This is a genomic window from Streptomyces sp. NBC_00038 (assembly GCF_026343635.1).
Classification (GTDB): Bacteria; Actinomycetota; Actinomycetes; order Streptomycetales; family Streptomycetaceae; genus Streptomyces.
Genome location: NZ_JAPELQ010000001.1, coordinates 1,131,775 through 1,157,298, shown reverse-complemented (window position 1 = coordinate 1,157,298; position 25,524 = coordinate 1,131,775). Strand labels below are relative to the sequence as shown.

At 69.0% G+C, this 25,524-nt stretch carries 26 protein-coding genes and 2 pseudogenes; 14 read left to right on the top strand and 14 right to left on the bottom strand.

The annotated features are described in order from the left end of the window. Nucleotides 1-92 precede the first annotated feature (92 nt). On the top strand, nt 93-986 hold the full coding sequence (locus OG219_RS05385) for a universal stress protein (RefSeq protein WP_266823382.1): 894 nt from the start codon (nt 93-95) through the stop codon (nt 984-986). A gap of 51 nt (nt 987-1,037) precedes the next feature. Here OG219_RS05385 and OG219_RS05380 read toward each other — a convergent pair whose 3' ends face one another. Both OG219_RS05380 and OG219_RS05375 read right to left on the bottom strand, forming a co-directional pair. After that, the gene (locus OG219_RS05380) at nt 1,038-1,805 is read right to left on the bottom strand and encodes a ferredoxin reductase (protein WP_266823380.1); all 768 of its coding nucleotides are present in this window, start codon (nt 1,803-1,805) and stop codon (nt 1,038-1,040) included. After that, a complete protein-coding gene (locus OG219_RS05375) occupies nt 1,798-2,403 on the bottom strand; it encodes a sulfite oxidase-like oxidoreductase (RefSeq protein ID WP_266823378.1) in 606 nt (201 codons plus the stop codon). The genes OG219_RS05380 and OG219_RS05375 overlap by 8 nt, the downstream gene beginning before the upstream one ends. 382 nt (nt 2,404-2,785) lie before the next feature. Here OG219_RS05375 and OG219_RS05370 point away from each other — a divergent pair, with 382 nt between their 5' ends. Both OG219_RS05370 and OG219_RS05365 read left to right on the top strand, forming a co-directional pair. After that, nucleotides 2,786-3,706 (top strand): NADP-dependent oxidoreductase, encoded by a 921-nt coding sequence (locus tag OG219_RS05370; RefSeq protein WP_266823376.1) that lies wholly within the window; start codon nt 2,786-2,788, stop codon nt 3,704-3,706. Continuing rightward, nucleotides 3,703-4,398, top strand: coding sequence for a GNAT family N-acetyltransferase (locus OG219_RS05365; RefSeq protein WP_266823374.1), 696 nt, complete (start codon nt 3,703-3,705; stop codon nt 4,396-4,398). The genes OG219_RS05370 and OG219_RS05365 overlap by 4 nt, the downstream gene beginning before the upstream one ends. A gap of 33 nt (nt 4,399-4,431) precedes the next feature. Here OG219_RS05365 and OG219_RS05360 read toward each other — a convergent pair whose 3' ends face one another. After that, nucleotides 4,432-4,932: a MarR family winged helix-turn-helix transcriptional regulator gene (locus OG219_RS05360; protein ID WP_266823372.1), complete on the bottom strand. Its 501-nt coding sequence runs from the start codon at nt 4,930-4,932 to the stop codon at nt 4,432-4,434. A gap of 90 nt (nt 4,933-5,022) precedes the next feature. Between OG219_RS05360 and OG219_RS05355 the strand changes: the two genes are divergently transcribed. The 4 genes from OG219_RS05355 to OG219_RS05340 all read left to right on the top strand — a co-directional run bounded on the left by OG219_RS05355 (nt 5,023) and on the right by OG219_RS05340 (nt 9,767). Further along, nucleotides 5,023-6,069 carry a hypothetical protein gene (locus OG219_RS05355; RefSeq protein WP_266823370.1) on the top strand — a complete coding sequence of 349 codons (1,047 nt, stop codon included), beginning with the start codon at nt 5,023-5,025 and terminating at the stop codon, nt 6,067-6,069. A 178-nt stretch (nt 6,070-6,247) separates the two neighbouring features. Then, nucleotides 6,248-7,030: a putative protein N(5)-glutamine methyltransferase gene (locus OG219_RS05350; protein ID WP_266823369.1), complete on the top strand. Its 783-nt coding sequence runs from the start codon at nt 6,248-6,250 to the stop codon at nt 7,028-7,030. Between the two features lie 144 nt (nt 7,031-7,174). Further along, a complete protein-coding gene (locus OG219_RS05345) occupies nt 7,175-9,190 on the top strand; it encodes an NADPH-dependent 2,4-dienoyl-CoA reductase (protein ID WP_266823367.1) in 2,016 nt (671 codons plus the stop codon). A 31-nt stretch (nt 9,191-9,221) separates the two neighbouring features. Beyond that, complete coding sequence (locus OG219_RS05340) at nt 9,222-9,767, top strand: PadR family transcriptional regulator (RefSeq protein WP_266823365.1); 546 nt, start codon at nt 9,222-9,224, stop codon at nt 9,765-9,767. A 56-nt stretch (nt 9,768-9,823) separates the two neighbouring features. Here the strand turns inward: OG219_RS05340 and OG219_RS05335 are convergent, their stop codons facing one another. Together OG219_RS05335 and OG219_RS05330 are read right to left on the bottom strand one after the other, a co-directional pair. Continuing rightward, nucleotides 9,824-10,363 (bottom strand): hypothetical protein, encoded by a 540-nt coding sequence (locus OG219_RS05335; protein ID WP_266823363.1) that lies wholly within the window; start codon nt 10,361-10,363, stop codon nt 9,824-9,826. 215 nt (nt 10,364-10,578) lie between these two features. Beyond that, nucleotides 10,579-11,556: a fibronectin type III domain-containing protein gene (locus OG219_RS05330; RefSeq protein ID WP_266823361.1), complete on the bottom strand. Its 978-nt coding sequence runs from the start codon at nt 11,554-11,556 to the stop codon at nt 10,579-10,581. 364 nt (nt 11,557-11,920) lie between these two features. Between OG219_RS05330 and OG219_RS05325 the strand changes: the two genes are divergently transcribed. After that, on the top strand, nt 11,921-12,622 hold the full coding sequence (locus tag OG219_RS05325; RefSeq protein WP_266823359.1) for a glycoside hydrolase family 75 protein: 702 nt from the start codon (nt 11,921-11,923) through the stop codon (nt 12,620-12,622). 24 nt (nt 12,623-12,646) lie between these two features. Here OG219_RS05325 and OG219_RS05320 read toward each other — a convergent pair whose 3' ends face one another. Genes OG219_RS05320 through dhaK form a run of 3 tightly spaced genes read right to left on the bottom strand, consistent with a single transcriptional unit; the run spans nt 12,647 to nt 14,713 of the window. Further along, nucleotides 12,647-13,081 (bottom strand): PTS-dependent dihydroxyacetone kinase phosphotransferase subunit DhaM, encoded by a 435-nt coding sequence (locus tag OG219_RS05320; protein WP_266823357.1) that lies wholly within the window; start codon nt 13,079-13,081, stop codon nt 12,647-12,649. Then, nucleotides 13,074-13,673: a dihydroxyacetone kinase subunit DhaL gene (gene dhaL / locus OG219_RS05315; RefSeq protein WP_266823355.1), complete on the bottom strand. Its 600-nt coding sequence runs from the start codon at nt 13,671-13,673 to the stop codon at nt 13,074-13,076. Before dhaL ends, OG219_RS05320 begins: the two co-directional genes overlap by 8 nt. A 47-nt stretch (nt 13,674-13,720) precedes the next feature. Continuing rightward, a complete protein-coding gene (gene dhaK, locus OG219_RS05310; protein WP_266823353.1) occupies nt 13,721-14,713 on the bottom strand; it encodes a dihydroxyacetone kinase subunit DhaK in 993 nt (330 codons plus the stop codon). 266 nt (nt 14,714-14,979) lie between these two features. On the opposite strand from dhaK, the gene OG219_RS05305 reads away from it, so the two are divergent. The 3 genes from OG219_RS05305 (at nt 14,980) to OG219_RS05295 (ending at nt 18,129) form a co-directional block, all read left to right on the top strand. Then, a complete protein-coding gene (locus tag OG219_RS05305) occupies nt 14,980-15,198 on the top strand; it encodes a hypothetical protein (RefSeq protein ID WP_266823351.1) in 219 nt (72 codons plus the stop codon). Nucleotides 15,199-15,776: 578 nt separating this feature from the next. Further along, on the top strand, nt 15,777-16,922 hold the full coding sequence (locus OG219_RS05300; protein WP_266823349.1) for a hypothetical protein: 1,146 nt from the start codon (nt 15,777-15,779) through the stop codon (nt 16,920-16,922). A 307-nt stretch (nt 16,923-17,229) separates the two neighbouring features. Continuing rightward, nucleotides 17,230-18,129 carry a hypothetical protein gene (locus OG219_RS05295; protein ID WP_266823347.1) on the top strand — a complete coding sequence of 300 codons (900 nt, stop codon included), beginning with the start codon at nt 17,230-17,232 and terminating at the stop codon, nt 18,127-18,129. A 51-nt stretch (nt 18,130-18,180) separates the two neighbouring features. Here OG219_RS05295 and OG219_RS05290 read toward each other — a convergent pair. Beyond that, nucleotides 18,181-18,625 (bottom strand): annotated as a pseudogene (locus tag OG219_RS05290) (tyrosine-type recombinase/integrase); the annotation flags it as partial. A 321-nt stretch (nt 18,626-18,946) separates the two neighbouring features. Between OG219_RS05290 and OG219_RS05285 the strand changes: the two are divergent. Next, the gene (locus OG219_RS05285; RefSeq protein ID WP_266823345.1) at nt 18,947-19,498 is read left to right on the top strand and encodes an ATP-binding protein; all 552 of its coding nucleotides are present in this window, start codon (nt 18,947-18,949) and stop codon (nt 19,496-19,498) included. Nucleotides 19,499-19,637: 139 nt separating this feature from the next. Beyond that, the gene (locus tag OG219_RS05280; RefSeq protein WP_266823343.1) at nt 19,638-20,342 is read left to right on the top strand and encodes a nucleotidyltransferase domain-containing protein; all 705 of its coding nucleotides are present in this window, start codon (nt 19,638-19,640) and stop codon (nt 20,340-20,342) included. 29 nt (nt 20,343-20,371) lie between these two features. On the opposite strand, the gene OG219_RS05275 is transcribed toward OG219_RS05280, so the two are convergent. The 5 genes and pseudogenes from OG219_RS05275 to OG219_RS05255 form a co-directional block, all read right to left on the bottom strand. Further along, on the bottom strand, nt 20,372-21,358 hold the full coding sequence (locus OG219_RS05275; RefSeq protein WP_266823341.1) for a phosphotransferase: 987 nt from the start codon (nt 21,356-21,358) through the stop codon (nt 20,372-20,374). Nucleotides 21,359-21,362: 4 nt separating this feature from the next. Next, nucleotides 21,363-21,668 (bottom strand): annotated as a pseudogene (locus OG219_RS05270) (hypothetical protein); the annotation flags it as partial. Nucleotides 21,669-21,802: 134 nt separating this feature from the next. Beyond that, a complete protein-coding gene (locus OG219_RS05265) occupies nt 21,803-22,045 on the bottom strand; it encodes a helix-turn-helix domain-containing protein (protein WP_266823339.1) in 243 nt (80 codons plus the stop codon). 481 nt (nt 22,046-22,526) lie between these two features. Continuing rightward, nucleotides 22,527-23,081: a flavoprotein gene (locus OG219_RS05260; protein WP_266836007.1), complete on the bottom strand. Its 555-nt coding sequence runs from the start codon at nt 23,079-23,081 to the stop codon at nt 22,527-22,529. Between the two features lie 5 nt (nt 23,082-23,086). Beyond that, complete coding sequence (locus OG219_RS05255) at nt 23,087-24,319, bottom strand: helix-turn-helix domain-containing protein (RefSeq protein WP_266823337.1); 1,233 nt, start codon at nt 24,317-24,319, stop codon at nt 23,087-23,089. A gap of 305 nt (nt 24,320-24,624) precedes the next feature. On the opposite strand from OG219_RS05255, the gene OG219_RS05250 reads away from it, so the two are divergent. After that, nucleotides 24,625-25,089 carry an NUDIX pyrophosphatase gene (locus tag OG219_RS05250; RefSeq protein WP_266823336.1) on the top strand — a complete coding sequence of 155 codons (465 nt, stop codon included), beginning with the start codon at nt 24,625-24,627 and terminating at the stop codon, nt 25,087-25,089. The last annotated feature ends 435 nt before the right edge of the window (nt 25,090-25,524 follow it).

Sequence of the window (25,524 nt, the reverse complement as noted above, 5' to 3'; positions counted from 1 at the left end):
ATCGGCGCTCACTATGGAACCCGCCCACCACCGGCAAGTCCTGGCAGGCGGCAGTCCTCGACACCCGCCCCGACACCCGAAAGGCACGCGCCATGAACCCCGGCACCCGCACCATCACCGTAGGCATCGACGGTTCGCGGGCGAGTCTCGACGCGGCGGACTGGGCCGCCCGCGAGGCCCAGCGCCGCCGCCTCCCGCTGCGTCTGCTGCACGCGGCGCCCGGACCCGCCGTGCCCGCACGGATCCCGGACGTCGACGTCCCGGCCGGGCGCACCAGCACCGCACTCGACCACGCCGCGATCCAACTGGCCTACGCCCACCCGGCGTTGGACATCATCGCGCGCAGCACCGACAAACCCGCCGTCCCCGCGCTGCTGGCGGCGGCCGCGCAGACCGAGACCCTGGTGCTCGGCTCACGGGGCCAGACCGGGTTCGCGGGTCTCCTGGTCGGCTCGGTCGCTCTCGCGGTGACGGCCCGCGCCGAACACCCGGTCGTTGTCGTGCGCGCGGGTGAACTCCCCGAAGACGAACGGATGCCGACCGTCGACGGCACCCCGACGAGCACGGCTCCCTATCTCCCCGTCGTCCTCGGCCTGGACCTGAGCCACCCGGCCGACGACCTCATCGGGTACGCCTTCGACACCGCGGCCGTCCGCTCCGCGCCGCTGCACGTCGTGCACACCTGGACCCTGCCCCCGCCGCGCGGCCACGCGCCCGGCACGCCCCTCCCCGGCCACCCGGACGAGCGGGAGGACGGCAAGTGGCATGTGCTGACCAGCACGTTGCAGCCGTGGCGCCACAAGTTCCCGGAGACGCCCGTCTCCGAGCAGGTGATCTACGGCCACCCCGGGCACCATCTGCTGAGGGCGTCCAACCGGGCGGGTCTGCTGGTCACCGGGCGCCGGATGGGCGAGGGCCTGGGCCGCGCCGCGCACTCACTCATCCACCACGCGATGTGTCCGGTGGCGGTGGTGCCGCACGGCTAAGGGCAGAGAAGAGAAGAGCAGGGCAGGCTGGCAGAGCACCGCACGAACCGCTCAGCCGAAGCGCTCGATACGGATGCGGTCCACCGGTTGCCCGGCCTCGACCAACAGCCGCGACGCATGCTCCGCGAACCCGTTGGAGCCACACACATAGGCCTCCCACCCACCGGGTGGCTGCTCGGCCAGGAGCGGTGCCACATGTGCCGCCGCCATACGTCCTACCGGCACACCCTCCGGCGCGCTGCGCGTGAAGACGGTCTTCGTCTCCTCGCCGTACTCCCGCGCGTAGATGAGCTCTTCGGGACCGCGCGCCGAGACGAGCAGGCGCAGCGGCACGTCCAGACCCTGTGCGCGGTGGTGCCGCAGCATCGACATCAGCGGTACGACACCGGATCCGGCGCCGATGAGCAGCGCGGGCCGGTCGCCGGGCCAGGCGAAGAAGCCGCTGAGCGGCCCCCGTACCTGCACCGTGTCGCCGAGCTCGGCGACGGTGTGGAACCAGCCGGAGACCTCGCCCCCCTCGACATGGTCCAGCGTCAGTTCGACGTGTCCGGCGTCGTCGGGCGGAGAAGCGATGGAGTAGTGGCGCTGTGCCACATACCCGTCCTCGGCGGTCAGCCGCAGCATCAGATGCTGTCCCGGCAGATGCCCCATCCACTGCGGCACCGCGAACCGGAACGTGGCGGCATGCGGCGTCTCCCGGCGGATCTCGGTGAGCGTGGCCGTCTGCCAGGTGGCCGCGGCCCGGTTGCTCACCGCGATCCGCCCGGGCACGGCGAAGCCGGTGTTCGGCACGAAGGTCTCGGTCGTCGTCTCAGTCACCGGAGTAGCGCTGCTCTTCCCAGGGGTTGCCGCGTGCGTGATAGCCGTTCTGCTCCCAGAAGCCCGGCTCGTCGTGGTCCAGGAGCCGCAGGCCGGCGATCCACTTGGCGCTCTTCCAGAAATACAGGTGCGGCACGATCAGCCGCGCCGGACCACCGTGCTCGGCGGACAGCGGCTTCCCGCCGTACTCCCACACGATCCAGGCGCGGCCGCCGGTCAGATCGGCGAGCGGGAGGTTCGTGGTGTACCCCGTGTGCGAGTAGGCGACCGCGTGGGTCGCGGTCGCGTCCGGGCGGACCTCGTCCAGGAACGCGTCCAGGGACACGCCCCCGAAGCGCACGCCGAACTTCGACCAGCTCGTCACACAGTGGATGTCGCCCTCGTACGCCGAAGCGGGCAGCGTGTGTGCCTCGTCCCAGTCCCAGGTGCGCGGCGCGGCCACCAGACCGTCGACTCGGAAGGTCCAGTCGGCGGGCGCCAGGTCGGGGGTGACCTCGGCGGACAGGACGGGCCAGTCGTCGCCCGCGTCGTACTGGCCGGGCGGCAGTCCGGCATTGTGGGCGCGCGGGCGCCCGGTGAAACCTCGGGTGACGTTCATACGGGTGGAGCCTCCAGGCCGCCGGGAGCGACGGCCCGCCGGTCGAGCGTGATCAGTACTTACGCATTCAACCGTACGTGGCTGTCGACTATGCCCGAGCCTCTACGGGGCCCCGATCATTGCGGACATATGAACTCTCCCCGGGCCCGGGAATAGCCGCGCCGCGATCTTCCTTGCCGCTAAGCGGGTCCGGCGATGTCCGGTGCGGTTCGGCAGCGCCCCAAAGGGGCGCGGGGAACTGCGCGACCAGCCACGACGGACCCGCAGGTAACGCACCGGACTGGCGGCGGAGCGCTTGGTGCCGACGCCGGTGGCCCCGACAGCTCCAGCGGGTGACAGTGGTCCCGGCAACCGGTGACAGCGAGGGAGAGTGAGGAAGCACATGCCCAAGGCGTACGTCTTCACGCGGTTCGGCGGACCCGAGGCCGAGGCACTGGTGGAGCAGGAGCGGCCGAGCCCGGGCCCCGGCCAGGTACTGGTCGCGGTACGTGCGGCGGGCGTGAACCCCGTCGACTGGAAGCAGCGGACGGGTCACGCCCGACCCGGTGGCCCCGCACGCGAACTGCCCGCGGTGTTCGGCAACGAGGTCGCGGGGGTCGTCGAGGAGGCCGGCGCCGATGTGACCGGCTTCGCCGTCGGGGACGAGGTCTTCGGCAATCCGGTGGCGGGCGGATACGCCGAGTACGCCCTGCTTCCCGTGACCCTGACCGCGCACAAGCCCGCCGAACTGTCGTACGTGGACGCGGCGACCCTGCCCGTCGCGGCGGCGACCGCGTACGACGGAGTCCGCCAGCTGGATCTGCCCGCCGGCGCGACTCTGCTGATCACCGGTGCGGGCGGCGGTGTCGGCGTCGCGGCCACGCAGATCGCCCGCGCCTTCGGAGTGCGTGTCGTCGGTGTCGCGAGCGATGCCAAGAAGGACTTCGTCGAGTCGCTCGGGGCCGTGCACGTCCCGTCCGGGCCGGACCTGGCGGAGCGGCTGCGCGGGGCTGCCCCGGACGGTGTGGACGGCGTGTTCGACCTGGTCGGGGGCGAAGTCCAGGAAGCCGCGGCGACGCTCCTCGCCGACCCTACGAAGCTGATCACCGGCGCCGACCGGAGGACCGCCGCGCGGCTCGGGGGCGGGCCCGTCGAGCGTGCCCGCAACGCCGCCGTGCTCGACGAGGTGGCGAAGCTCGTGGTCGAGGGCAAGCTGCGGCCGTTCGTCACGCAGACCTTCCCGCTCGACCGGGCGGGCGAGGCGCTGCGCACGGTCGAGGACGGTCACGCGCGCGGCAAGATCGTGATCGAGGTCGGCGGATGAGCGCGCACCCCCTGGACAATCCGGCGTTCGGTGCCCTGACCGGCCCGCACGCCCACTTCGCCGAACGCCGCGGCCGCGTCCTGCGCTACCCCCTGGACGTGTCGCCCTGGCTGGCCCTCCCCGACGAACCGGACGCCGACGACTGGGCGGACCTCGCCGCCCTGGTCGGACCGGGCGGCGAAGCCCTGCTGGCCGGTTTCACCGGGCAGACCCCGGACGGCTGGGAGTTGACCTTCAGCCTGGACGGCGTTCAGCTGGTCGACGACGGGATCGCCGCGGCCCCGGACGCCGAGGCGGTGCGGCTCGGCCCCGCCGATGTGCCCGAGATGCTCGACCTGGTCGAACGGACCAGGCCCGGACCCTTCCTGCCGCGCACCGTCGAACTCGGCACCTATCTCGGGATACGCAGGAACGGCGCCCTGATCGCCATGGCGGGGGAGCGGCTGCACCCGCCGGGCTGGACCGAGATCAGCGCGGTCTGCACCGACCCGGACTTCCGCGGCGAGGGCCTGGCCACCCGGTTGATCCTGGCCGTCGCACACGGCATCCGCGAACGCGGCGAGACCCCGTTCCTGCACACTGCCGCGAACAACACCAACGCCATCCGCCTCTACGAGTCCCTGGGCTTCCGGGTCCGCCGCACGACCCGCTTCCTCGCGGCACGCGTGCCCGAGCACGCGGCGGTGTCCTGAGCCCCATGACCGCGCGGGCGGGTCGCCGGCCGGTCAGTCCGCGGACGGGCCGCTGACCGGCTCGTCCGCGCCCGCCGCGTTGTACCGCAGCAGATACGAGGCGAAGCGCGCGAGATCCTCCTCCGGCCAGCCCGCGAGCCGCTCACGGAACGCCTCTCGGCGGCTCTCGGTCACCTGGGCGAGGATCTCCGTGCCCGTCCCCGTCAGATGCAGCACCTGCACCCGGTGGTCCTCCGGGTCGAGCCGTCGTTCGATCAGCCCGGACCGCTCCAGCGCGGCCACCTGCCGGCTCACCGTGGACTTGTCCAGCGCGTAGTGCGCGGCGAGGTCGGTGGCACGGCAGCCGCCGCGCTCCTCCAGGTGCCCGAGCAGGGTGTACGAGACCAGGGACAGCTCGGGGTGCATACGCCCTGCCGTGGCCCTGGCCCGCCGGGCGAAGGACGTCATCTCGCGCTGGATGGTCTCGACGGCCGCATCGGCGGCAGTGGCAGTGGCAGTGACAACGGTCTCATCAAGCACTTCGGCTGCCTTCATGGGAACCTCCCTCGCGCTACTAGTTGTATAGTACAACCTGAAGTGAGAGTTGTATTTGCCAACCAGTATGTCGATCGAGTAGGAGTTCGCATGGTCACCGGGCTGCGGTCACCGGCGCTGCGTCATGTGCTCACGCACCTGATCACCCCGCTGCTGATGTGCATAGGTATGGGGCTCGCCTACATGGGCGCCTTCGTCACGCCCGAGCCGAACCACCTGCCCGTCGCCGTCGTGGGCAGCGGTCCCGAGGTCAAGGTGTTCGCGCAGTCGGTCAAGGACGAGGCGGGGGACAAGCTCGACGTCCGCACCGTCGCGAGCCGCGCCGAGGCGGTCGACCTGCTCAAGTCCCGTGACATCACGGGTGCGTACATCCCGAGCTCGAAGGCGCCGGAGCTGGTCGTCGCCACCGCCGCTTCCGACATGGGAGCCACGGCGGTCGAGAAGGTCTTCACCCCGGTCGCCGCCCAGCAGAATCTGCCGCTGAAGGTCACCGACGTCGCCCCGCCGGCCGCCGACGACCCCACGGGCCAGGGCCTGTTCTTCCTGTTGATCGCGCTGAGCATCGGCTCGTACGCGTCCGTCGCCGCACTCGGTGCCGCGGGCGGCGAGCTGCCCATGCGGGCACGGGCGCTGCTGGCCGTCGGCATCTCCGGTGCCGTGAGCGTCATCGGCACGCTGCTCGCCGGACCGGTGTTCCACCTCGCGGACCACGACCTCGCGAGCGTGTGGGGGATGAGCTGGCTCTACTCCGCCGGCATCCTCTTCATCGGCGTCGGACTCCACACGTTCCTCAAGCGGTGGACCACGCTCGCCATGATGGTGCTCTTCGTGATGCTCAACTTCACCAGTTCCGGTGGTTTGTTCAGGCCCGAGCTTCAGAACGGCTTCTTCGGCACCCTGCACGCCTTCTGGAACGGCGCCGGGTTCGTCGAGGGAGTCCGGGGCCTCCTCTACTTCGACGGCGACGGCCTGTCCGGCAACCTCTGGACGCTGGTCGTCTGGCTGCTGGTCGGCCTCCTGGTGACGGCCGTCGCCGGTGCCGTGGAGCGAGGGCGAGCCCGTGGCCACGTACGGCCGAAGCCCCTCGATGAAGCCGAGGAGGCCGAGGAAGAGCTGGAGGAGTCGGTCGCTGTCTGACCGTTCCTGTTAATGTTTCCGCGTCGGCTGTGGATCGCCCCAGTCAAAGAGTTGCCCAGGAGGTGGGACCCATCAACGCTTGGTCAGGTCGGGTGCTCTCACCTCAAGGCAACGCGGCTCACCGCCAGTAGGCGGCCGCGAGAGCGCCCTTCGGCTCACCGAAAGGCCCTCGGCTTCCATGCCTCTTCTGCTCCCTCTCTTTGATTCCGTTGTCACCACGCTCCGCTCCGCCGGCTGTGTCTTCGCCGAGGACGAGGCGGAGCTGATCCTCTCCACCGCTCGCACCCCGGACGATGTCGCCGCCATGGTGGACCGGCGCGTCGCGGGACTTCCCCTTGAACACGTGCTCGGCTGGGCCGGGTTCCACGGGCTGCGCGTCGCCGTGGAGCCGGGTGTCTTCGTGCCCCGTCGCCGCACCGAGTTCCTCGTCGACCAGGCGGTCGCCCTCGCGCGGGACGCGTCCCTCGTCGTGGACCTGTGCTGCGGCTCCGGCGCGGTGGGCGCCGCACTGGCCGCCTCCCTCGGCGGGCCCGAACTGCACGCCGCCGACATCGACCCGGCGGCGGTGCGCTGCGCCCGCCGCAACGTCGAGCCCTTCGCCGGTCACGTCCACGAGGGCGACCTCTTCGCCGCCCTGCCCGACACCCTGCGCGGCCGCGTCGACGTGCTGGCCGCCAACGTGCCGTACGTCCCCACCGACGAGGTCGGACTCCTGCCGGCGGAGGCCCGCGACCACGAGCCCCTCGTCGCTCTCGACGGTGGCTCCGACGGGCTCGACATCCTGCGCCGGGTCGCCGCCGAGGCCCCCCGATGGCTGGCCCCCGGCGGCTGCCTCCTCGTCGAGACGAGCGAGCGCCAGGCGTCCCGGGCCGTCGAGGCCTTCACTCGCAGCGGCCTGGCAGGCCGGCTGGCCGTATCCGACGAGCTGTACGCCAACGTCGTGATCGGCCTCAAGCTCTAGCCACTCGACCGACTCCGCTCGCTCGGCACGTCGCGTTCCCCGTCGCGTCGGCCGAGTGAGCGACCTCATTGTGCAACTAGTTGCATAAACTGCGGCCCGTCGTTTACAACAGACATCACGACACCGCGCACGGAGGGCCGCCCGATGAGCCGTTACCCGCACCTGCTGACCCCGCTCGACCTGGGCTTCACCACGCTGCCCAACCGCGTGCTCATGGGCTCCATGCACGTGGGCCTGGAAGAGGCCGAGCGCGGCTTCGAGCGGATGGCGGAGTTCTACGCCACCCGGGCCCGCGGCGGGGTCGGCCTCATCGTGACCGGCGGCATCGCGCCCAACGAGGCGGGACGGCCGTACGAGGGCGGCGCCAAGCTGACCACCGAGGCGGAAGCCGATCAGCACGCGGAGATCACGGCCGCGGTGCACCGCGAGGGTGGGAAGATCGCCATGCAGATCCTGCACTTCGGGCGGTACGCCTACCACCAGGATCTCGTCGCGCCCAGCGCCCTCCAGGCCCCGATCAGCCCCTTCCCGCCGCACGCGCTCACCGACGCCGAGGTCGAGCAGACCATCGACGACTACGCGCGCGCCGCCCGCCTGGCGAAACGGGCCGGCTACGACGGCGTCGAGATCATGGGCTCCGAGGGGTACCTGATCAACGAGTTCATCGCTACCCAGACCAACAAACGCGAGGACCGCTGGGGCGGCTCGTACGAGAACCGCACGCGCTTCCCCCTGGAGATCGTCCGGCGTGTGCGCGAGGCGGTCGGCGCGGACTTCATCATCATCTACCGCCTGTCGATGCTGGACCTGGTGCCCGGCGGCTCCTCCCTGGAGGAGGTGATCACCCTCGCCCAGGCCGTCGAGGCCGCCGGAGCCACGATCATCAACACCGGCATCGGCTGGCACGAGGCCCGCATCCCCACCATCGCGACCTCGGTGCCGCGCGGTGCGTACACGTGGGTGACCAAGAAGGTCATGGGTGCCGTCTCGATCCCCCTCGTCACCACCAACCGCATCAACACCCCCGAACTCGCCGAGCAGTTGCTCGCCGACGGCCACGCCGACATGGTGTCCCTGGCCCGCCCGATGCTCGCCGACCCCGACTTCGTCGCCAAGGCGCAGGCGGGCCGGCCCGAGGCCATCAACACCTGCATCGGCTGCAACCAGGCCTGCCTCGACCACACCTTCAGCGGCAAGATCACCTCCTGCCTGGTCAACCCGCGCGCCTGTCACGAGACGGAGCTCGTCCTCTCGCCGACCAAGCTGCGCAAGCGAGTTGCCGTGGTCGGCGCGGGTCCCGCCGGACTCGCCTGCGCGGTCTCCGCCGCCGAGCGCGGCCACGACGTCACCCTCTACGACGCCGCGCACGAGATCGGCGGCCAGCTCAACGTGGCCCGCAAGGTCCCCGGCAAGCAGGAGTTCGACGAGACGATCCGCTACTTCCGTACACAGCTCGAACTGCACGGCGTGGACGTGCGGTTGAACACCCGCATCACCGCCGAGGACGTCCTCGGACACGACGAGGTCGTGGTCGCGACCGGCGTCAGCCCGCGCACCCCCGAGATCCCCGGCGTCGACCACCCCAGCGTCGTCGGCTACTTGGACGTGCTGCGCGACGGCGCCCCCGTCGGCGACCGCGTGGCGATCCTCGGCGCCGGAGGCATCGGCTTCGACGTCGCCGAGTACCTGACCGACAGCGGCGACAAGGCGAGCGAGGACCCGGCGACGTACTTCCGGAACTGGGGCGTAGACATGGACTACCGGGGGCCCGGCGGCCTCGCCGCCCCCGAGCGGTCCGCCCCGCCCCGCACCGTCCACCTCCTCCAGCGCAAGGCCTCCAAGGTCGGCGCCGGACTCGGCAAGACCACCGGCTGGATCCACCGCGCCGAACTCAAGCACCGCGGCGTCACCATGGTCCCGGGCGTCCAGTACGACCGGATCGACGACGCCGGACTGCACGTCACCATCGAGGGACAGAGCCAGGTCCTGGACGTCGACACGATCGTCCTGTGCACCGGGCAGGACCCGCGCCGCGGCCTGTACGAGGAGCTGCTCGCCGCGGGCAGCAGCGTGCACCTCATCGGTGGCGCCGACGTGGCCGCCGAACTGGACGCCAAGCGAGCCATCAAGCAGGGCACGGAGCTGGCGGCGGCACTGTAGGGGTTCCGCGACCCGTCCCTAGGATGACCCCATGTCACTCCCGCACGCGATCCTCACCGCCCTGCTAGAGAAGCCGTCGTCGGGCCTCGAACTCACCCGGCGGTTCGACAAGTCGATCGGCTACTTCTGGTCGGCGACGCATCAGCAGATCTATCGCGAGCTGGGAAAGCTGGAGGCCGAGGGCCACATCCGCGAGTTGCCGTCCGAGCAGCCGGCCCGCGGGCAGAAGAAGAGCTACGAGGTCCTGCCCGCGGGCCGCGCCGAACTCGCCCGCTGGACCGCCGCCTCCCAGGACCCGAAGCCCCTGCGCGACACCATGCTGCTGCGGCTGCGCGCCTCCGCCGTCGTCGGCACCGCGGGCATCGAGGGGGACCTGCGCCGCCATCTCGACCTGCATCAGCGGCAGTTGGAGGAGTACGAGGAAATCCAGACGCGCGATTTCCCGCCAGGGAAGGACACCGCGCAGGACCGACTGCGGCACCTCGTCCTGCGCGCCGGAATCGACCTGGAGACCTTCTGGACGCGGTGGCTGGCCCACGCGCTGGAGGAGTTCGAGCAGTTGCCCGCGCACGAGTAGCGGCCGCCCCTCCGACCGGAGTCGGGTGGACGGCCGCCGTGGTGACGAACCCCGGATCAGAGCCGGTGCGGCTTGGCCCGGCGGCGCAGGAACCAGGCTCCCGCTACGGCGCCAGTGGCCACCAGTGCCGCACCGCCCACCAGGGTGACGGTGCCGTAGTCCTTGGCCGCTCCACCGAAACCGCCCATGACCCCGAGCGACGGCGTCGCGGAGACTCTGGGCGTCGCGGTGGCGGTGGCCGAGACGACGATGGACTGGGTGCCCGCCGTCGTTCCGTCCTGGCAGACCACGATGACGGTATAGGTGCCAGCGCTAACGCTTGACCAGGAAGCCGCCTGACTGGTGCTCGTCCCGGTCAGGGCCACCTGGCGCCCCTGGGCGAAACTGCCCTGTCCACTGGAGAGCAACGAGGCATTGCCGAAGCTGCTCCCATTGCTCGGACAGGCACTGGTCGTGACCGAAACCGTGGAACCGCTGGTGCTCACGGAGATCCCCGAACCCAGTGCGACGGCCGACGGAGCGGCCAGGGTGAGCGGAAGCGCAGCGGCGGCGGCCACGGTCAGGCCGGAGCGGAGAAGTATCTGACTAGTACGCATAGGACTGCCCTCCAGCGGCACGGTTGGCGGTACATCCCATGCGCCGCCGAGGATTGGCAAGGCCCGTGCTGCCTTCAGGTGTGAGCCAACGTGCCTTTGGCCCGGCCCGCATGCGGACGGGGACCGGGCAGGTGACGGATTCCATCGTCCGGCCGACGCCTGGCGGCCTGTCTCTCCACTCGGCCGCCGCTCAGGTACGTCCCGCCGGCGCCGAATTATCCCTCGGCGCCCGTCGTCACCGTGCGCTCCGCCGAGTACCCGCCCCACGTGCCGTCCGGCAGCTTCGCCCGCATCCGCACCCGGTGCGTGACATCCGCGTCCCGTCCCACATAGAAGCTGTACGTCGCCTTCTCGCTCGGCGCGGTGCCACCCCAGACGAGCGAGGTCGCCACTTCCCCGTCCAGGTGGATCTGATACTCCGTGATCACACCGTCCGCGTCCGGCGGAATCCAGGACAGATCGAGGTAGTACGCGCCGTCGGCGAGGTGCGTGGTGGCGCGGAAGTCGGTCGGCGCGGTGCCCTTTCCGTCGTCGGAACCGGGTGCGGTGGTGAGCCGGACGGCATCGCTCGCGGCCGAGACGTTGTCCGCCGCGTCGCGCGCCTTCACGGTGAAGGAGTAGCCGGTGCCGGCCCGCAGCCCGGTCACCACGGTCGCGGTCTGCCCGCCACCGACGCTGTGGATCTTGGAGGCGCCCTGATAGATGTCGTACGAGGCCACGCCCTGGTCGTCCGTCGACTTCTCCCAGGACAGCTGGACCGACCCGCTCCCGACCGTCTTTCCGCTCGGGCGGCCGGGGCTGCTCGGGGCCTTCTCATCGGCCGCCACTGCTGCCGGTGTGGTGGCGCGGACCTGTTTGCTGGGCGGCCCGGGATTTCCGTCGGCGTTCAGGGCGCGGACGTTGAAGACGTACGTCGTGGACGGCTTGAGCCGGGTGATGTCCACCATGTGCTCGGCGCCGGGCACCGCCTTGACCTTGGTCATGCCGCGGTACACCACGTACTCGGTGACCTCCGGATCCCCGGAAGCCCGGTTCCACATGACGTGCACGCTGGTCGCGCTCCCCGCCGCGGCGGTGACGCCCATCGGTGCCGAGGGCAGCTTTGCGCCCTGGCCGTCGCTCTGCGCGCCCCACCCACAGGACGTCAGGACGAGCAGCGAGCCGCAGATCAGCGCGTGGGGAACGCGTCGCACGGTCCTGCCTTCCCTCGACGGGATTGGTCTGTACCTATTGGACACCGCCGGTGCGATCACATCAAGAGGGCGGTGGCCGTTCGTCGGACCGTCGAGGGGTACGTATGCTGATTCATGACGCGGCGTGAACTCGCCCCTTTCTCAGGGGAGTTCACGCCCACGGCGCGGACCGCTGTCGTCGCTGTTCCCGCGCCGGCGAAGGCGGTCGAGTGGCCGGAGCCGACTGCGGCTCGGGCCCTCGGCCGCACACCGCCTGTCACCTCGGCCGTGCACCGTCCGGACCCCTCCCGGTGGACGGGCCGTCAGATACGCACCACATTTGGGCGGGTGACCGTCAATGTCCCCCAGGAGAGGGTCTCTCATCGTGCGTGTCCAGTCGCTGACGCTGGCCGTGGCCGGCGCCGCCCTGCTCGCTCCTGCCCCCGGTCCCGCGGCGCTTCCCACCGCCGCCCGCCCGAGCACCCCCGTGGCGGTGCATGAGGGGAACGTCCAGGCCGCCGACCTGCTTGCGAAGGTACGCGGCTGCGTCCAGATCTCGAACGGGCGCTACCGCAGTGACGACGGTGCCCGCGCCGACATCCCCGTCTGCGGAACACGGGGCGCCGTGTTCTGGAAGGCCGACATGGACATCGACTGCGACGGCCGCCCCGGCCCGCGCTGCAACAGCCGTACCGACCCGCTCTTCTCCGACGCCACCGCCTACCAGCAGTCCGACGGACAGCAGCTGGACGCCGAGACCCTCCCGTACATCGTCGTCCCCGGCGTCAGCAGCATCTGGAACCACCGCGACCACGACGTCCGCGCCGGTTCGGTGGCCGCCGTGATCTACCGTGACCGCGTCCAGTACGCGGTCGTCGGCGACATCGGCCCGCGCCACATCATCGGCGAGGCCTCGTACGCCACCGCCAGAGGCCTCGGTATCCGCCCCGATCCGATCCGCGGCGGGACGGGCTCGGGGGTCACCTACCTGGTGTTCAAGGACTCCCGGGTCTCGCCCATCGAGAGCCACCGGGCGGCGGTGACGCTGGGGGAGAGCCTGGCGCGCAAGTTCGTCAAGGAGAACTGAGCCACCTCTCCCGGCGGGCCTACATCATTCCTTCCGGTACGAGTACGCCTCCGCCGCGGCCGCCTCCACCGTGGTCAGGTCCGCACCCGCCGAGGCCGTGACGACCGCGGCCACCGCGCCCTCGACGAAGGGCGCGTCCACCAGGCGGGTGTTCTCGGGGAGCTCGTCGCCCTCGGCGAGCAGCGCCTTCACGGTGAGGACCGCGCTGCCGAGGTCGGTGAGGACGGCGACCCCGGCGCCGCGGTCCACGGAGGCGGCAGCGGCGGAGATCAGCTCGGCGCTCGTGCCGAGGCCGCCGTCCATCGTGCCGCCCGCCGGGGCGACGGGAGCCGTCGTGCCGCCGCCCGCGAGCCCCGTCGCCAGCTCGGCGACGGAGGCGGCGACGGCGGCACTGTGCGACACGAGCACGATGCCGACGAGCTGGGGACCGGAGTCGGCGGAGCCCGTTGCGTCACTCACCGGCCGCCTCCTCCAGGGCGCCGATCAGCAGTGCGGAGGACGTGGCACCGGGATCCTGGTGACCGACACTGCGCTCGCCCAGATAGCTCGCCCTGCCCTTGCGGGCCTGCAGCGGGATCGTCGCGGCGGCACCCTCCTCGGCGGCGGCCTTCGCCGCGGCGAAGGAGTCGGAGAGCGCGTCGACGGCGGGCACCAGAGCGTCGATCATGGTCTTGTCGCCGGGCGCGGCTCCGCCCAGTGTCATCACCGCGTCCACGCCCGTGCGCAACGCGTCGGCGAACTGCTCCTCGGTGACCTCGGCAGCGTCCCCGAGCGCCTTGCCGGTACGGCGCAGCAGGGTGCCGTACAACGGTCCGGACGCCCCGCCGACCGTCGAGATCAGCTGCCGTCCGGCGAGCGTGAGGACGGCGCCCGGCGTGTCCGGGGCCTCCTTCTCCAGCGTGGCCGCCACGGCGGTGAACCCGCGCTTCAGATTGCTGCCGTGGTCGGCGTCACCGATCGGCGAGTCCAGGGCGGTGAGCCGTTCCGCCTCGCGGTCCACGGACGCGGCGGTGACCGTCATCCAACGGCGGAAGAAATCGGCGTCGAGCACGGAATCTCCTTGCGTGGTACGAACGTTGACGGGATGCGGAGTTGGTGTCAGACGCCCCAGCGCAGGCCCGGTGTCTTCACAGGTGCGTTCCACAGCCGCAGCAGCTCCTCGTCGACCTGGCACAGCGTCACCGAGGCACCGGCCATGTCGAGCGAGGTGACGTAGTTGCCCACCAGGGTGTGCGCCACGACGACCCCGCGCTCGGTCAGCACCCGCTGCACCTCCGCGTTGAAGCCGTACAGCTCCAGGAGAGGCGTCGCGCCCATGCCGTTGACCAGGACCAGCACGGGATTGCGCGGGTCGAGGTCCTCCAGGATCGCGTGCACCGAGAAGTCGGCGATCTCCCGTGAGGTCATCATCGCGCGCCGCTCACGGCCCGGCTCGCCGTGGATGCCGACACCCAGTTCCAGCTCCCCGGGGGGCAGGTCGAAGGTGGGGCTGCCCTTGGCCGGAGTGGTGCAGGCGCTGAGGGCGACCCCGAAACTGCGGGAGCTCTCGTTCACCTGGCGGGCCAGCGCCTCGACCCGCTCCAGCGGTGCGCCCTCCTCGGCGGCGGCGCCCGCGATCTTCTCCACGTACAGCGTCGCGCCCGTGCCGCGCCGCCCGGCCGTGTAGAGGCTGTCGGTGACGGCGACGTCGTCATTGACGAGGACCTTGGCGATCCGGATGCCCTCGTCCTCGGCGAGCTCGGCCGCCATGTCGAAGTTGAGCACGTCACCCGTGTAGTTCTTCACGATGAACAGCACGCCCGCGCCGCTGTCCACGGCGGCCGCGGCCCGCAGCATCTGGTCCGGCACAGGTGACGTGAAGACCTCGCCGGGACAGGCCGCCGACAGCATCCCGGGACCCACGAAACCGCCGTGCAGCGGCTCGTGCCCCGAGCCGCCGCCGGACACCAGGCCCACCCTTCCGGCCACGGGAGCGTCCCGCCGTACGATCACCCGGTTCTCGACATCCACCGTCAGCTCCGGATGCGCTGCCGCCATGCCCCGCAGCGCGTCCGCGACCACCGTCTCCGCCACGTTGATGAGCATCTTCATGGGTACCTCCTGGTGAGATTAGCAGCTGAGCCTCTGACCGGTATGTTTCCTGGTCAGAGCGCGTGCGGCTGGTTTTTGATCTTGGCGGTCCGTAGCGGCTGGAAGCGGGGTCTGGCGGGGCTGATGCTGACCTAATGCTGACTTTTGTGACGGAGTGTCAGGTGTTGATGTCATGCGTGTGGGCGAGCTGAGCGGGTCCACTCTGTGCAGTATCGACGTTCAGGGTGAGGCGGTCACCTGTAGCGACACCCTTTGGCCTGTGGGCGATGGATCAGATCGAGACGGTCGACGCCGCCCGGCCCGCATACGTACGAGCCGCGGCGGTGGTCGTCAGCAATTCCGGTGCGGACTGGCGGAGGGACGAAGGAGCCGGCCGTTACTTCCTCGCCGTCGAAGAGTCGGAATCCGTCGGGGGCGCTGACACCGGTCCTTCGCTCGCTGGACTGCCGTTGTCGGCGCTGGGGTCCTGTTACGGACCGGTTTAGAGCGTGTGCGACGAATCGAGCGCTGGCGAGATGCCGAGTGGCGTGCTCATGGCCTGACGCAATGGCCGCCGGGGCAACAGAACCCGGCGTACAGCTCGGCTCGTCTGCCGCTACCTGCGGTTTTGCCTTGGAAAGGGCCTCTGATCTGGGACGGAGGCCCTTTCTGATCTTTCATGGGCTTGCCGCGTTAGGCGGCGAAAAGTCCCTCGGAAGTCCCTCAGACAGAGCTGAAAGTCCCTGAAAAGTCCCTGGAGCGGAGGGGCGGATGACGCTTCTGAGCTGGTTCGGGTCGATGGGACATCACGCTGTCGCTCAGCCCCACAGTTTGCAACTGCCGTGAGGTAGGAGGTGGTCTGCGGTGGAGTGTTCGTGGTCTGAGGCCGGTGCACTCGTAGGGGCCGCGTGAGCGAGGGGTGGCCACGTGCGCAGCGAGTGTGCAGAGGGGTGGCCACAGAGGGACGTGGTCGGTCGCTGTCCGCTGTTGCCACTGTTGTGGGTATCCCACAAGGCAAGAGTCCGTCCCGGGTGTCAGTGCCATCGGGTGTAATCGGGACGGAACTCGATGCTGGGGGTGGCGCGTGGGCAGTGTGGACGCAGGTACAGATCAAGTCGCCAACGACATGGCCGTGGTGATGGGCTGTGTGATCTTCTGCCTGCTCATCGCACCGATCGCCGTGCAGATGGTCTTCCCGTTCTGCTTCTGGGCAGCGCGGCGGGTCAGGGGTGCCGTGAACGGGCGGCGCCATGGGACGACCGGCACGAGCCGGGGGATCGTCAGGCGGCTCGATATGGCCATGGAGAGGTTCCAGATACCTCTCTCCTGTCGAGAGGAACTGCGGGACAAGCTGCTCGAACTGTGGGTCATGACCGCCGTTGCGACCCTCCTCGTCGCAGGGCCGATCCTGACGGTCTTCGGGCTGACCATCCGCGACTTGAACGGGTTGCAGACTGAGGACGGCGCAGGACCGGACTCGTACCGGGCGTTTGCGTCCGTCTTCACCGTGGTGATGCTCGTCCTCGGCGTTGTTGGCGGGATGGCCCGGATTTTCTCCCCGCGCCTCCGCCTGCCAGCGGTCAGGGCGGCGTGCCAGGCGCTGATCACAGCGCATGAAGTCCGGGATGGGAGGACGCCGTCGACACGGCTGGACGCATCGGTCAGTGGCCTGGGCGCGATCCTCGTCCATTGGGCTCAAAAGGACGAGAGCAGGTGGCTGCGAGCCGAGATGACCACCCACGCGACGAGGGTGCGGGACACGCTGAGAGCCGGCAGCCGTGAGGTGTTGCAGAACGGGCCCCAGGCGGTGGATGCAGTGGCCCCGAGGCTCGGCAAGATTCTTCACGGGTTGTGTATGGAAACCCCCCTCGCGCTGCTGGGGGAGGCGGAGCTTGTACCGGCAACCGATACCGGTGAACGGGACAGGAAGAAGACTGCACTGCTCGTCGGGGTCGGTATTGCCTTGTCGTCCTTCCTCGCACTCGGCCTGACGACCCTGGGAGTACCCGAGGGCGTGGTGTCCGTCGTGTCGGTGGGGCCGGTCCTCCTGCTGCCGCTCTTTCTGTGGGGGCCATCCGGGCTGGTGCATGCTCGGGACCTCCTGAGTTCCGGATCAGGTGAGTCGAGCCCGGCCGCAGAAGCTGAACCGGCGGACACGCAGCGGACCCCGCAATCGGCTAGCTCCGAGGGAGCCGACACCCAGCCCGTGACCGGGGGCAGGGCTGGGTGAGCCGACGCGGCGCTGGTGCTCTTCCCGGCCGGGTCCTAGCCCGGCATGGCCCAATTGAGCAGCCAGGAGATGAGTGCGCGGGTAGTCCCAGAGACGACTCCGGTGACGAGGGCGAGGCGGGCCGACGGACGTGATGGTTTGTGAGCCGGAGACATGCGAGTTCCTTTTCGAGAGACAGATCAGGGGCGCGACGTCGTTGTTCCAGCTTGAGCCCGGGAATCTGATGCACCCACGTCTCCTGAACACAACTGAAAGAATCTGAAAGCCAGTTGGAGCGGCAGGTGAAGGGGCAGCAGTGGGGATTGCGATGCCGAGCGAAGTCAAGCTGCCGCCCGGTCCTCTGAGGGAACTCGTGGCCGCCGTGCATGGTCTCTACGTGGATGCAGCGATGCCGGGTACCAGCCGGATCAGTCGCCTCATTCGGGAGCGAGACGACCTGCCAGACACGGTCAGCCACGAGATGGTGGGGAAACTGCTGCATGGGGAAGCGCTCCCAAGGTGGGAGAAGCTCCAGTGCGTGATTCAGCAGCTCTGTGACATGGCCGTGAGCAGGCCGGCGGTGGAAGAAGAGAGAGTCCGTTTTCACTCGCTGTGGCTCGCCGCTCAACTTGACCGAGACCAACGACCCAAGGCCGTGCCACCCGTCAAGCCTTCCTCCCTGCTGATGCTTCAGATTCGCGACGCCGCAGGACGCACGGGTTCGGAGATGAAGCAGCTGCAGCACCGCTTCCAGGCGGTTTGGTCGGATGTCCTTGGCGAGCGACGAACGCTGAGATCTGAGGACCGGGGAGACGGGTGGGCCTTCTGGGAGGGCGGGACCGATTTGGTGAGCCAGGCCTACGACGAGCTTCTTCCAGCCCTCGCTGAACGGCTCCACGACAGTAACGAAGCCGCGGAGTCACGGTTGCCTCTGCGCCTGAGCGGTGCGTTACACCTTGGTGCGGTGGTCACCACCGAAACGGGTTTGCATGGGCGGGGAATGAACGAGGCGGCTCGGCTCTTGGACGCTCCTGTGGTTCGCAGTGCGGTTGCGGAGGTGATCAGCGAGGTTGCTGTCGCGGTGTCCGATCAGGCTTGGGACGCGGCCGGGGGGCGCGAGGAGACCAACCACTGCCGTGCCATCTTCGTATCGAGGTTCAAGGAATGGGCTGGTGGCCCGGTACGGCTCTACACCCCGCGTCCCTGGTGGCCGGATTGGAAACGATGAGCGGCGGTCTCGGCCGACTGCCCTTGGCCGAGACCGCCCTGGGGCGAAGTGTTACGCCGACTGCGCTTGGTCTTCAACGCTGCCGCGCGCATCACGAGGGGAGAAGACCTCTGAGGCGTTGGTGATGTCGGGCGTGTTGGCCACGGACTGCCGCTTGCGGGCGCGCGGGACGAGCTTGACGACGGCCTCGGCGGCGGCACGCACGAGGTCGTCGAGGACGGTTTTGGTAGATGTCCCGGGTGATGCGGGTGTCGCTGTGGCCGAGGGTTTCTGAGACGACCTTGATGTCCACACCCGCCGCGAGCATGAGGGGCGCGGCGCCGTGGCGGAGGTCGTGCAGTCGGATCGGCGGCAGGCCGGCCTCGGCCACCAGGCGCTCGAACAGGTCGGAGACCTTGCCGGGGTGGAGCCAGGAGCCGTCCTCCTTGGTGAAGATACGACCGGTCAGCTTCCAGGCCGTGCCCCACTTGTGGCGCTCCTGGTCCTGGCGCTCGCGGTCAAACCGCCCCGCGGCAGACGATCACCTGCTACCGGTCACACCACTGACCATCACGAGCACTCCGTCCCCGACCCACACCAGCTCCGCGACCAGCAACTTCAAGAGGGAATCAGCTCATCGACATCGCGACGGTGATATCACCAGAGGGATAGGGAGTCGGGCGGCTTGTGCCCCATGGTGGTCATCCGCCACCTGCCGGGCTCTTTCCGGATCTCCCGGTTGCCCTGCGGGGCTGCCCGGTGAGGTCGGCGAGCGATCCGTTCACTTATGGGAGATCGCGTTGACGCCCTAGCTCCTGCCCATCGAGAGGTTCCAGCTATGTCTCGCCCGCTCGAAGAATCGCCCTACGCGTTCACCGTCCCGCCTCTGGTCGAAGCGGTGCCGGCAGCACGGGACCGCGTTGTGGACCGCGCTCGGCGGCTTGGGCTGAGCCTGGGTGAGGAACTGATCCACGACTTGAAGCTGCTCACCGGGGAACTGGTCGCGAACTCGGTCACGCACACGAAAGCCGCGTGCGTGGTGTGCGTACGGTTGGCCGGAGAGCGGCTCCGCGTGGAAGTCACTGATGCCGATCCCACCTCGGTGACTCCGGCACAGGCGCTGTCCACGGACGAGCATGGGCGCGGCCTGTCCCTCGTCGCCGCATTGGCAACGGAGTGGGGGTCGAACCCCTGCACAGCGGGGAAGATCACTTGGTTCGAACTGGCAATCCCCACCTCCACAAAGCAGGCCGCACCTTTGACGTCCTCGCAGGGCGACGTGCCTGCAGAGAGGGCGATCGTCACCTGTGCCGGCAGCGCCCACCTGGCTGTCGCGGAAGCTGTACCAATAGCCGATGTACATCCGCGAGTTGAGCATCAAGCGGCCTGAGCGGCTTACGACCAGGCCGCTTCCGGCAGAGCCACCTGGAATGACCGCTGACCCGGACGGCCCGCTGTCCGTGGACAGTGTTCCGGGCCGGTCGAAGAAACCGCGTGCATGCTGCGTAGGAAATACGGATAGTGGCCGCGTGGATCCGGTTGCCGCGGCGCGCGCCGTTGTAGAGGAACGTCATCCTGCCGCTCGGGCTGCGTTCCTCGGGGGCAGTGTCGTCACGGAGCGCCGCACGGTGACGTCTGATCTCGACATCGTGGTGCTGTTGCACGGAGCGCCGGCTCCTTACCGGGAGAGCCTTCAGCATGGAGACTGGCCGGTCGAGCTGTTCGTGCATACCGAGGAGACGTGGCACACCTTCGTAGAGCGGGAAGTGCGGAAGCGTCGATCGCCACTGCTGTGGATGTGCGCGGACGGACTGCTGTTTCTTGACAGGGACGGTGCCGGTGAGCGCCTTGCCGCCGAAGCCCGGAAGCGGGCCGCCGCGGGGCCACCCGCTGCGACTGTCGAGGAGATTGAGGACTACCGCTATGCGATCACGGATCTCCTAGACGATCTTGCCGGAAGCCCCGACCCGGGCGAGCGTCTGTTCATCGCCACGGAACTGGCGCGGCGGACCGGTGAGCTGGCGTTGGCGCATGCCGGCGTGTGGAGTGGCGGCGGGAAGTGGCTGGCCCGGCGCCTTGTGATCACTGCGCCGGGGCTCGACGTGCGCATGCATGACGCAGTCCGTGAGGCATTGGACGGACGGTGTGTGGCCCTTGTCGATGTGGTGGACGAGGTACTGGCTCAGGTCGGCGGGCGCTTGTGGGCCGGGTATCGGCGTAGCAGAACGGCGTGACTGACCCTGACCCTGGACGACTTCGACGGTCAGAACGCCCAGCCGCGACGGTCGGCCAGCCATCGCAGAGTGACCTCGCCGCACCAGGTCTGGTGCTGGCGAATGTACGGGGACCAGTCCGCCGGGGGTTGTGCGCCGGAGACCAGGAAGAAGCCCGAGAGGGCGGCCAGGGCCGCATCGAGCCGCTGATCGTCGACTTCTCGGGCTGTGGGGTGGCTCGCGAAGAGGGTGGTGGCATCGTGCCCGTCGGCGTGCGCTGTGGCCAGGAGGAGTACGAGGTCAAACCAACTTGCCCCGAGGCACGGCCAGTTCCAGTCGCAGATCCACGCGGATCCGTTCGTATCGAGCAGAACGTTGTCCTGGCGCAGGTCGTGGTGAAGAACTGCATTGCCGGCCACGGCCTGTCGCCATTGGGTTTCGAGCTCAGCCAATGTTTCCAGCCGGTTGGTCGGCACCCATGTCGGCAGGGCTTTCGTACTGGAAGCACCGCTGGCGAGGCCGCGCCAGTCGGCGAAGTCGCTGCCGTCACCGATCGGCTTGAGGCCGACCTGCTGGAGTGCCTCGGATGGCGTGGAGAGTGCTTCGGCCGTGACCGTCCAGGCGTCGAGCGTCGCTGCGAGTTCGGCAGGGTTCCACGGCGCATTGGGCATGCGGCCGCCATCGACCGCATCGAATCCCAGGACGATCCACCCGTCTGCCTGCTCCTCGATCCACCGTAGGCGGGGCGCGGGAACCTCGGTCGGCAGTGCCTGGTTGATCAATGCCTCGCGCTGGTAGCAGTCGGCGATTACAGCGTTGTCCATGGTGTTGACCGCCTTGATGAACGCAGGACCGTTGGCGCTGCGGAGTACAGCGGCGAAGCCGCTGGTGAACCCGCTTCCGGTGCTCGGCCCTGCGTCCACCACACCACCCAGGCGTCGGGAGATGAGCTGACGGACGTCCTGCGGGAGGTCGTCCCAGCGCGGGCGCACGGCCGTGGCGCTGTACTGGAGACGCGGGGTGATGGTGTTCGGCATTCCGTCAGGGTGAGGCAAGTACATCGGTCTGCGCGACGGATTTCTCACGAGCATCTGGCAGGGTCCGCCCGGTGACAGCTGGCACCTCGCTTGCGATGTGTATGACGGATCGGCCATCGGCCATCACCCGCACGGTGTCGGCCAGCGCCTGCTCGTCAAGGAGCCGCGCCTTGTAGGCGCTGCGTTCACGCTCCTTCTCGAGTTCCGAGCCGAGTTCCCGGCCAGCCAACCGCTCGTGGGCTGTGATGTCGGACGCGGTGAGCTAGACCCGTACGAGCCGCGCTTCTGTCCCCATGACGCGCTTGAACATGGCGGCTGCCACGGGCAGGGCGCGGTTTGGGTAAGTGAATCTTCGGAACCGGACAGATGCCCGGTGAGTGCTACGACGTTGTGTTGGCTGCGAGGCTCCGGGCGGTGGTGCTGTCTTCGTAGGCGGCAGAGAGGTCAGCGCCGCGAGAGAGCCGTCGACGCAGAGCCACGAGGCTGGTGATGGATGCTAGGCCGCAGCATCGGTCCGGTGAGTTCTGGCGGAGCTTGCAGGCCGTCCAGCAGCTGAATGATCTTGTCGATGTTGGTCAGCTTGCGGGCTCCGGACTCGAGCATCGACAGGAAGGCTTGGCTCAAGCCAGTGATTGCGGCTATGTCGTCTTGGCGGATCCCACCGCGCTGCCTGATCAGCTGGCACATGCGCCCGAATTCTCGGTCGACCAAGGCTTGCCGGACATCAGGTATCTGCCAGATGTCCGTGGGGACGCTGCGCGCCGTCTGCCAGTTGTCGCGGCTGCAACCGGAACAGACGTCTTCCCTGTTGTACCGGCTGAGACGGCATCGGCAGAGGCTACAGAGCCGGGTACCGCCGACTGGTGCGGGAGTGCTTCTCATGGCGCTCACGACGATGTGCTCCGTGCCCGCCGGCGATAGGGCGGCATCTGACGTACGTCGAGACGAGTAGTCACTGCCACCCGCCCCATCCGTGCGTGTGTTCGAGCAGCTCTTGGATCTGTCGCCCCAGGTCCTCGTGCCGGGGAGCGCCGCGGTTAATGCCTGATCGGGCATCCGTTCCCTCCGGTAGTCGGTGATGCCCTCAGACTGGAGCCAGTCAAGGTCAAGGGCCCGGACAGACTGTCCGGGTCCAATTCCTCGCGCTTGCCACCTTATTGATGGAATGTCAGGAAACGGTCTTGCTGGCCTCGTGCAGTACGGCCCCCCACGGGTACCGGCGCCCCGGCATCCCAGCCCGCGGCTCGGCGAGCGGCCACACCTCGTCTCCGTAGATCAACCGCACCCCTGAATCCTGAAGGGCTTTGATGTGCCCATCCCATGCAGGGTGGCGAGTATGCGCGGCATTCACCCGGGGCCAGACGACCACCGGTAGCTCCAGTGTCCCGATGGCTTCGTTGACCTGTGTCAACGCCTGGTTGTCCGAGATCCCCAGGGCGAGCTTGGCGACGGTGTTGGCACTCGCCGGGGCGACGACGTAGCAGTCGACTGGCGGATGCGGCCGGGAGCCACCCGGCAGGCGTGCTTCGGCCCGTACAGGGAGGCCGGTCAACCCTTCGAGCTCCGTGGTCTCCCCGCTCGCGCGAAGCCACTGACCTGCGGTTGGTGTGAGCGTGACCGCGACCGTCCAGCCCCGTTCGAGTGCCGGGACCACGAGCCCTGTACGCAGTTCCTCGATCCCGCCGGCGCTCGATCCGACGACGCCCAGCACCTTGCCCTGCATCGAACTCACTGCACCGCCCTGCATCGTTGGGCCATGGCCAGCAGCTCGGACGAGTGGCTGCCGCCGGTGACCGGGGACTGTTTCCTCAGGTCGCGAAGGGTCTCGCGTACGCGTGGATTGTTCCGCACGAGCTGCGGCGAGGTGCGTTCGGCCTCCCGCAGCTCGCTGAAGGACTCGTCGACGCGACCCCTGAGGCAGAGGCCCCGGGCGTAGTCGATGCGATGGGACACGGCGCGTTCCGCCGCCATGTGGGAGACGTCGATGCGGCCATGCTCGACGACGTACGGGATGTTCTCCAGGTCAAGCTCGATCGACAGGCGGTGCAGCTTGACGTTCGTCGGACCGAAGCACGTATGCCAGTGGTTCTCGTCGGAACCGATCCGGTCGGCGAGCCGCTGCGCCTTCTCCAGCAGGGAGTTGGCGGTAGGGCGATCCTGGTGACGTGCGGCGGCCACAGCAGCTCGCAGATGAATCATGCCAAGCAGGCTCAAGGCGGCCGGGTCGTCGTCGCGCACCTGACTGGCGAGCCAGGCCGCCGCGGTATCGCCGAGTTCGAGGGCGTCCTCGTAGCGCCCGTTGGCCAGCAGTGCGTGCGTACCGGAGCGTGCGGCGGAGACGAGCGACAGCGGGTCCTCGGATTCGTCGGCGGCGCGCATGGCGCGCTCGGCCGCGAGCCACGACAGGTCGGACTCGCCGACCTTGGCGAGGGTGGTCGCCGCTAGGTGATGCGTACGAGCCGAGACGGCGAGGCCGCGTCTCCGCTGATCGCCAGGCGGAAGGTCTTCCAGTTCCTGGGCGGTCCTCAGCAGACCGGGCAGGGCGGCGATGACGTCGCCAAGAACGCCGGCCTGGTAGTCGCCCCAGCCTCGTTCGACGAAGACCTGCGCCTGGTCCGGCCGCGGCAACTGCCGCTCCGCTGCGGGACCGAACAGCAGCTTGGAGAGCCGCCGAGGGCTCATCAGCGCATCGCGGACGGCCGGCACGTCGTCCATGTGCTTTTCCTCGTCCTCCAGGAGGACGGGCTGACCCGTCAAGTCGCCGAGCGGGACACGCAGTACACGAGCGAGCTCAGCGAGCTTGTCGATCCTGGGCGGCTTCCGCACGCCTCGCTCGATCTTCGACAGCCAGTCGGTGCTGTGCCCGACGAGACCGGCGAGCACAGGCTGCGTATAGCCTCGGCGCTCGCGGTAGAACGCGATCCGCTCTCCGATGCTGAGGTGATCACCAAGACCACGCATGCGCGCTGCCTCCCCCACTTTGGTCCGTCATCCACGGTAGCGGCCGAGCAGGCCGCGAGATCAGGGAGCGATTCGGGCTGCGATGCCGTGCTCAACATCCACTGTCGGGCCTAGAACGGGCCGGACACTTTGTCCGGCTACACCCACGAGTCCACGAGGCGCCAGAGGGTGATCACCGAAGCCCTCCGCGAGGCCGCCCAGCTACATCCGATCTGGGGCCTCGATGCCGCGCAGGCCCAAACCAGGGTCCAGCGTTCGAGCGGTGATCTCGCACAGGGCCGGTCTCTGAGTTAAGGAGCATCTGCATGCCCCGCGCACCGTTCCAGGTCCTCGTCGTACCTTTCCGCCGAGTCGGTGAGCAGAGCGAATTCGCCGTGCTGCGACGCACGGATATGGACGTCTGGCAGGTTGTGGCCGGAGGAGGCGAGGACGACGAGAGTCCGGCACAAGCAGCGGCACGCGAGGCCCATGCAGAACTCGGCCTCTGCCGATCTGTACCGCTCTACCCGCTGCAGTCCACAGCCAGTATTCCGGCACGGTTCTTCGTCGCTCACAGCAGCTGGCCTGCCGGAACCTACGTCGTACCCGAGTACTCGTTCGCCATCGATCTGACGGAAGCAGAGATCAAAGTCTCCCACGAGCACACGGAGGCCCAATGGCTGGACTACCAGGCAGCCCACGACGTGCTCCAGTTCGACAGCAATCGCACCGCTCTCGGCGAGCTGCACGAGCGCCTGCTGGCCTCCGACCTGCCGCTTCCGGTCGATTGATCACCCGTAGCTCAAGCCCCCCGGGTAGTCCGCACGGTCATACTCGGCGCTCACGGCCCGCGAGTGTGCGCGATGACGATTCTCTGTTGTAGTTGTGCCCCGAGACCTCGGCCTCCGACGGAACGGGACAGAAGACGAGCAGCTACCGAGATCACGTGAGCCGGCGAGTTGCAGATCAGTCGACGCACGCCCACACGCTGAGCACCAGGCCCATATCTCGCTGTCATCTCGCGGCGCGCCTCGATATCCTCCGTGGCAACGCATCGACGGAGACGAGTAGCCCGGGATCACGCGAGCCGAGAGAGCTGCCGGTAGCTGGGAAGGCGGCCTCGCACCCCGAGGTGAAGACCCTCCCGAGTGCGGGGAGAAACGGCCTCATGGCCCAATGCCCCGTCGGCTGACCCCCGTTACCGGGTTCGAACGAGGCCGCCGCTG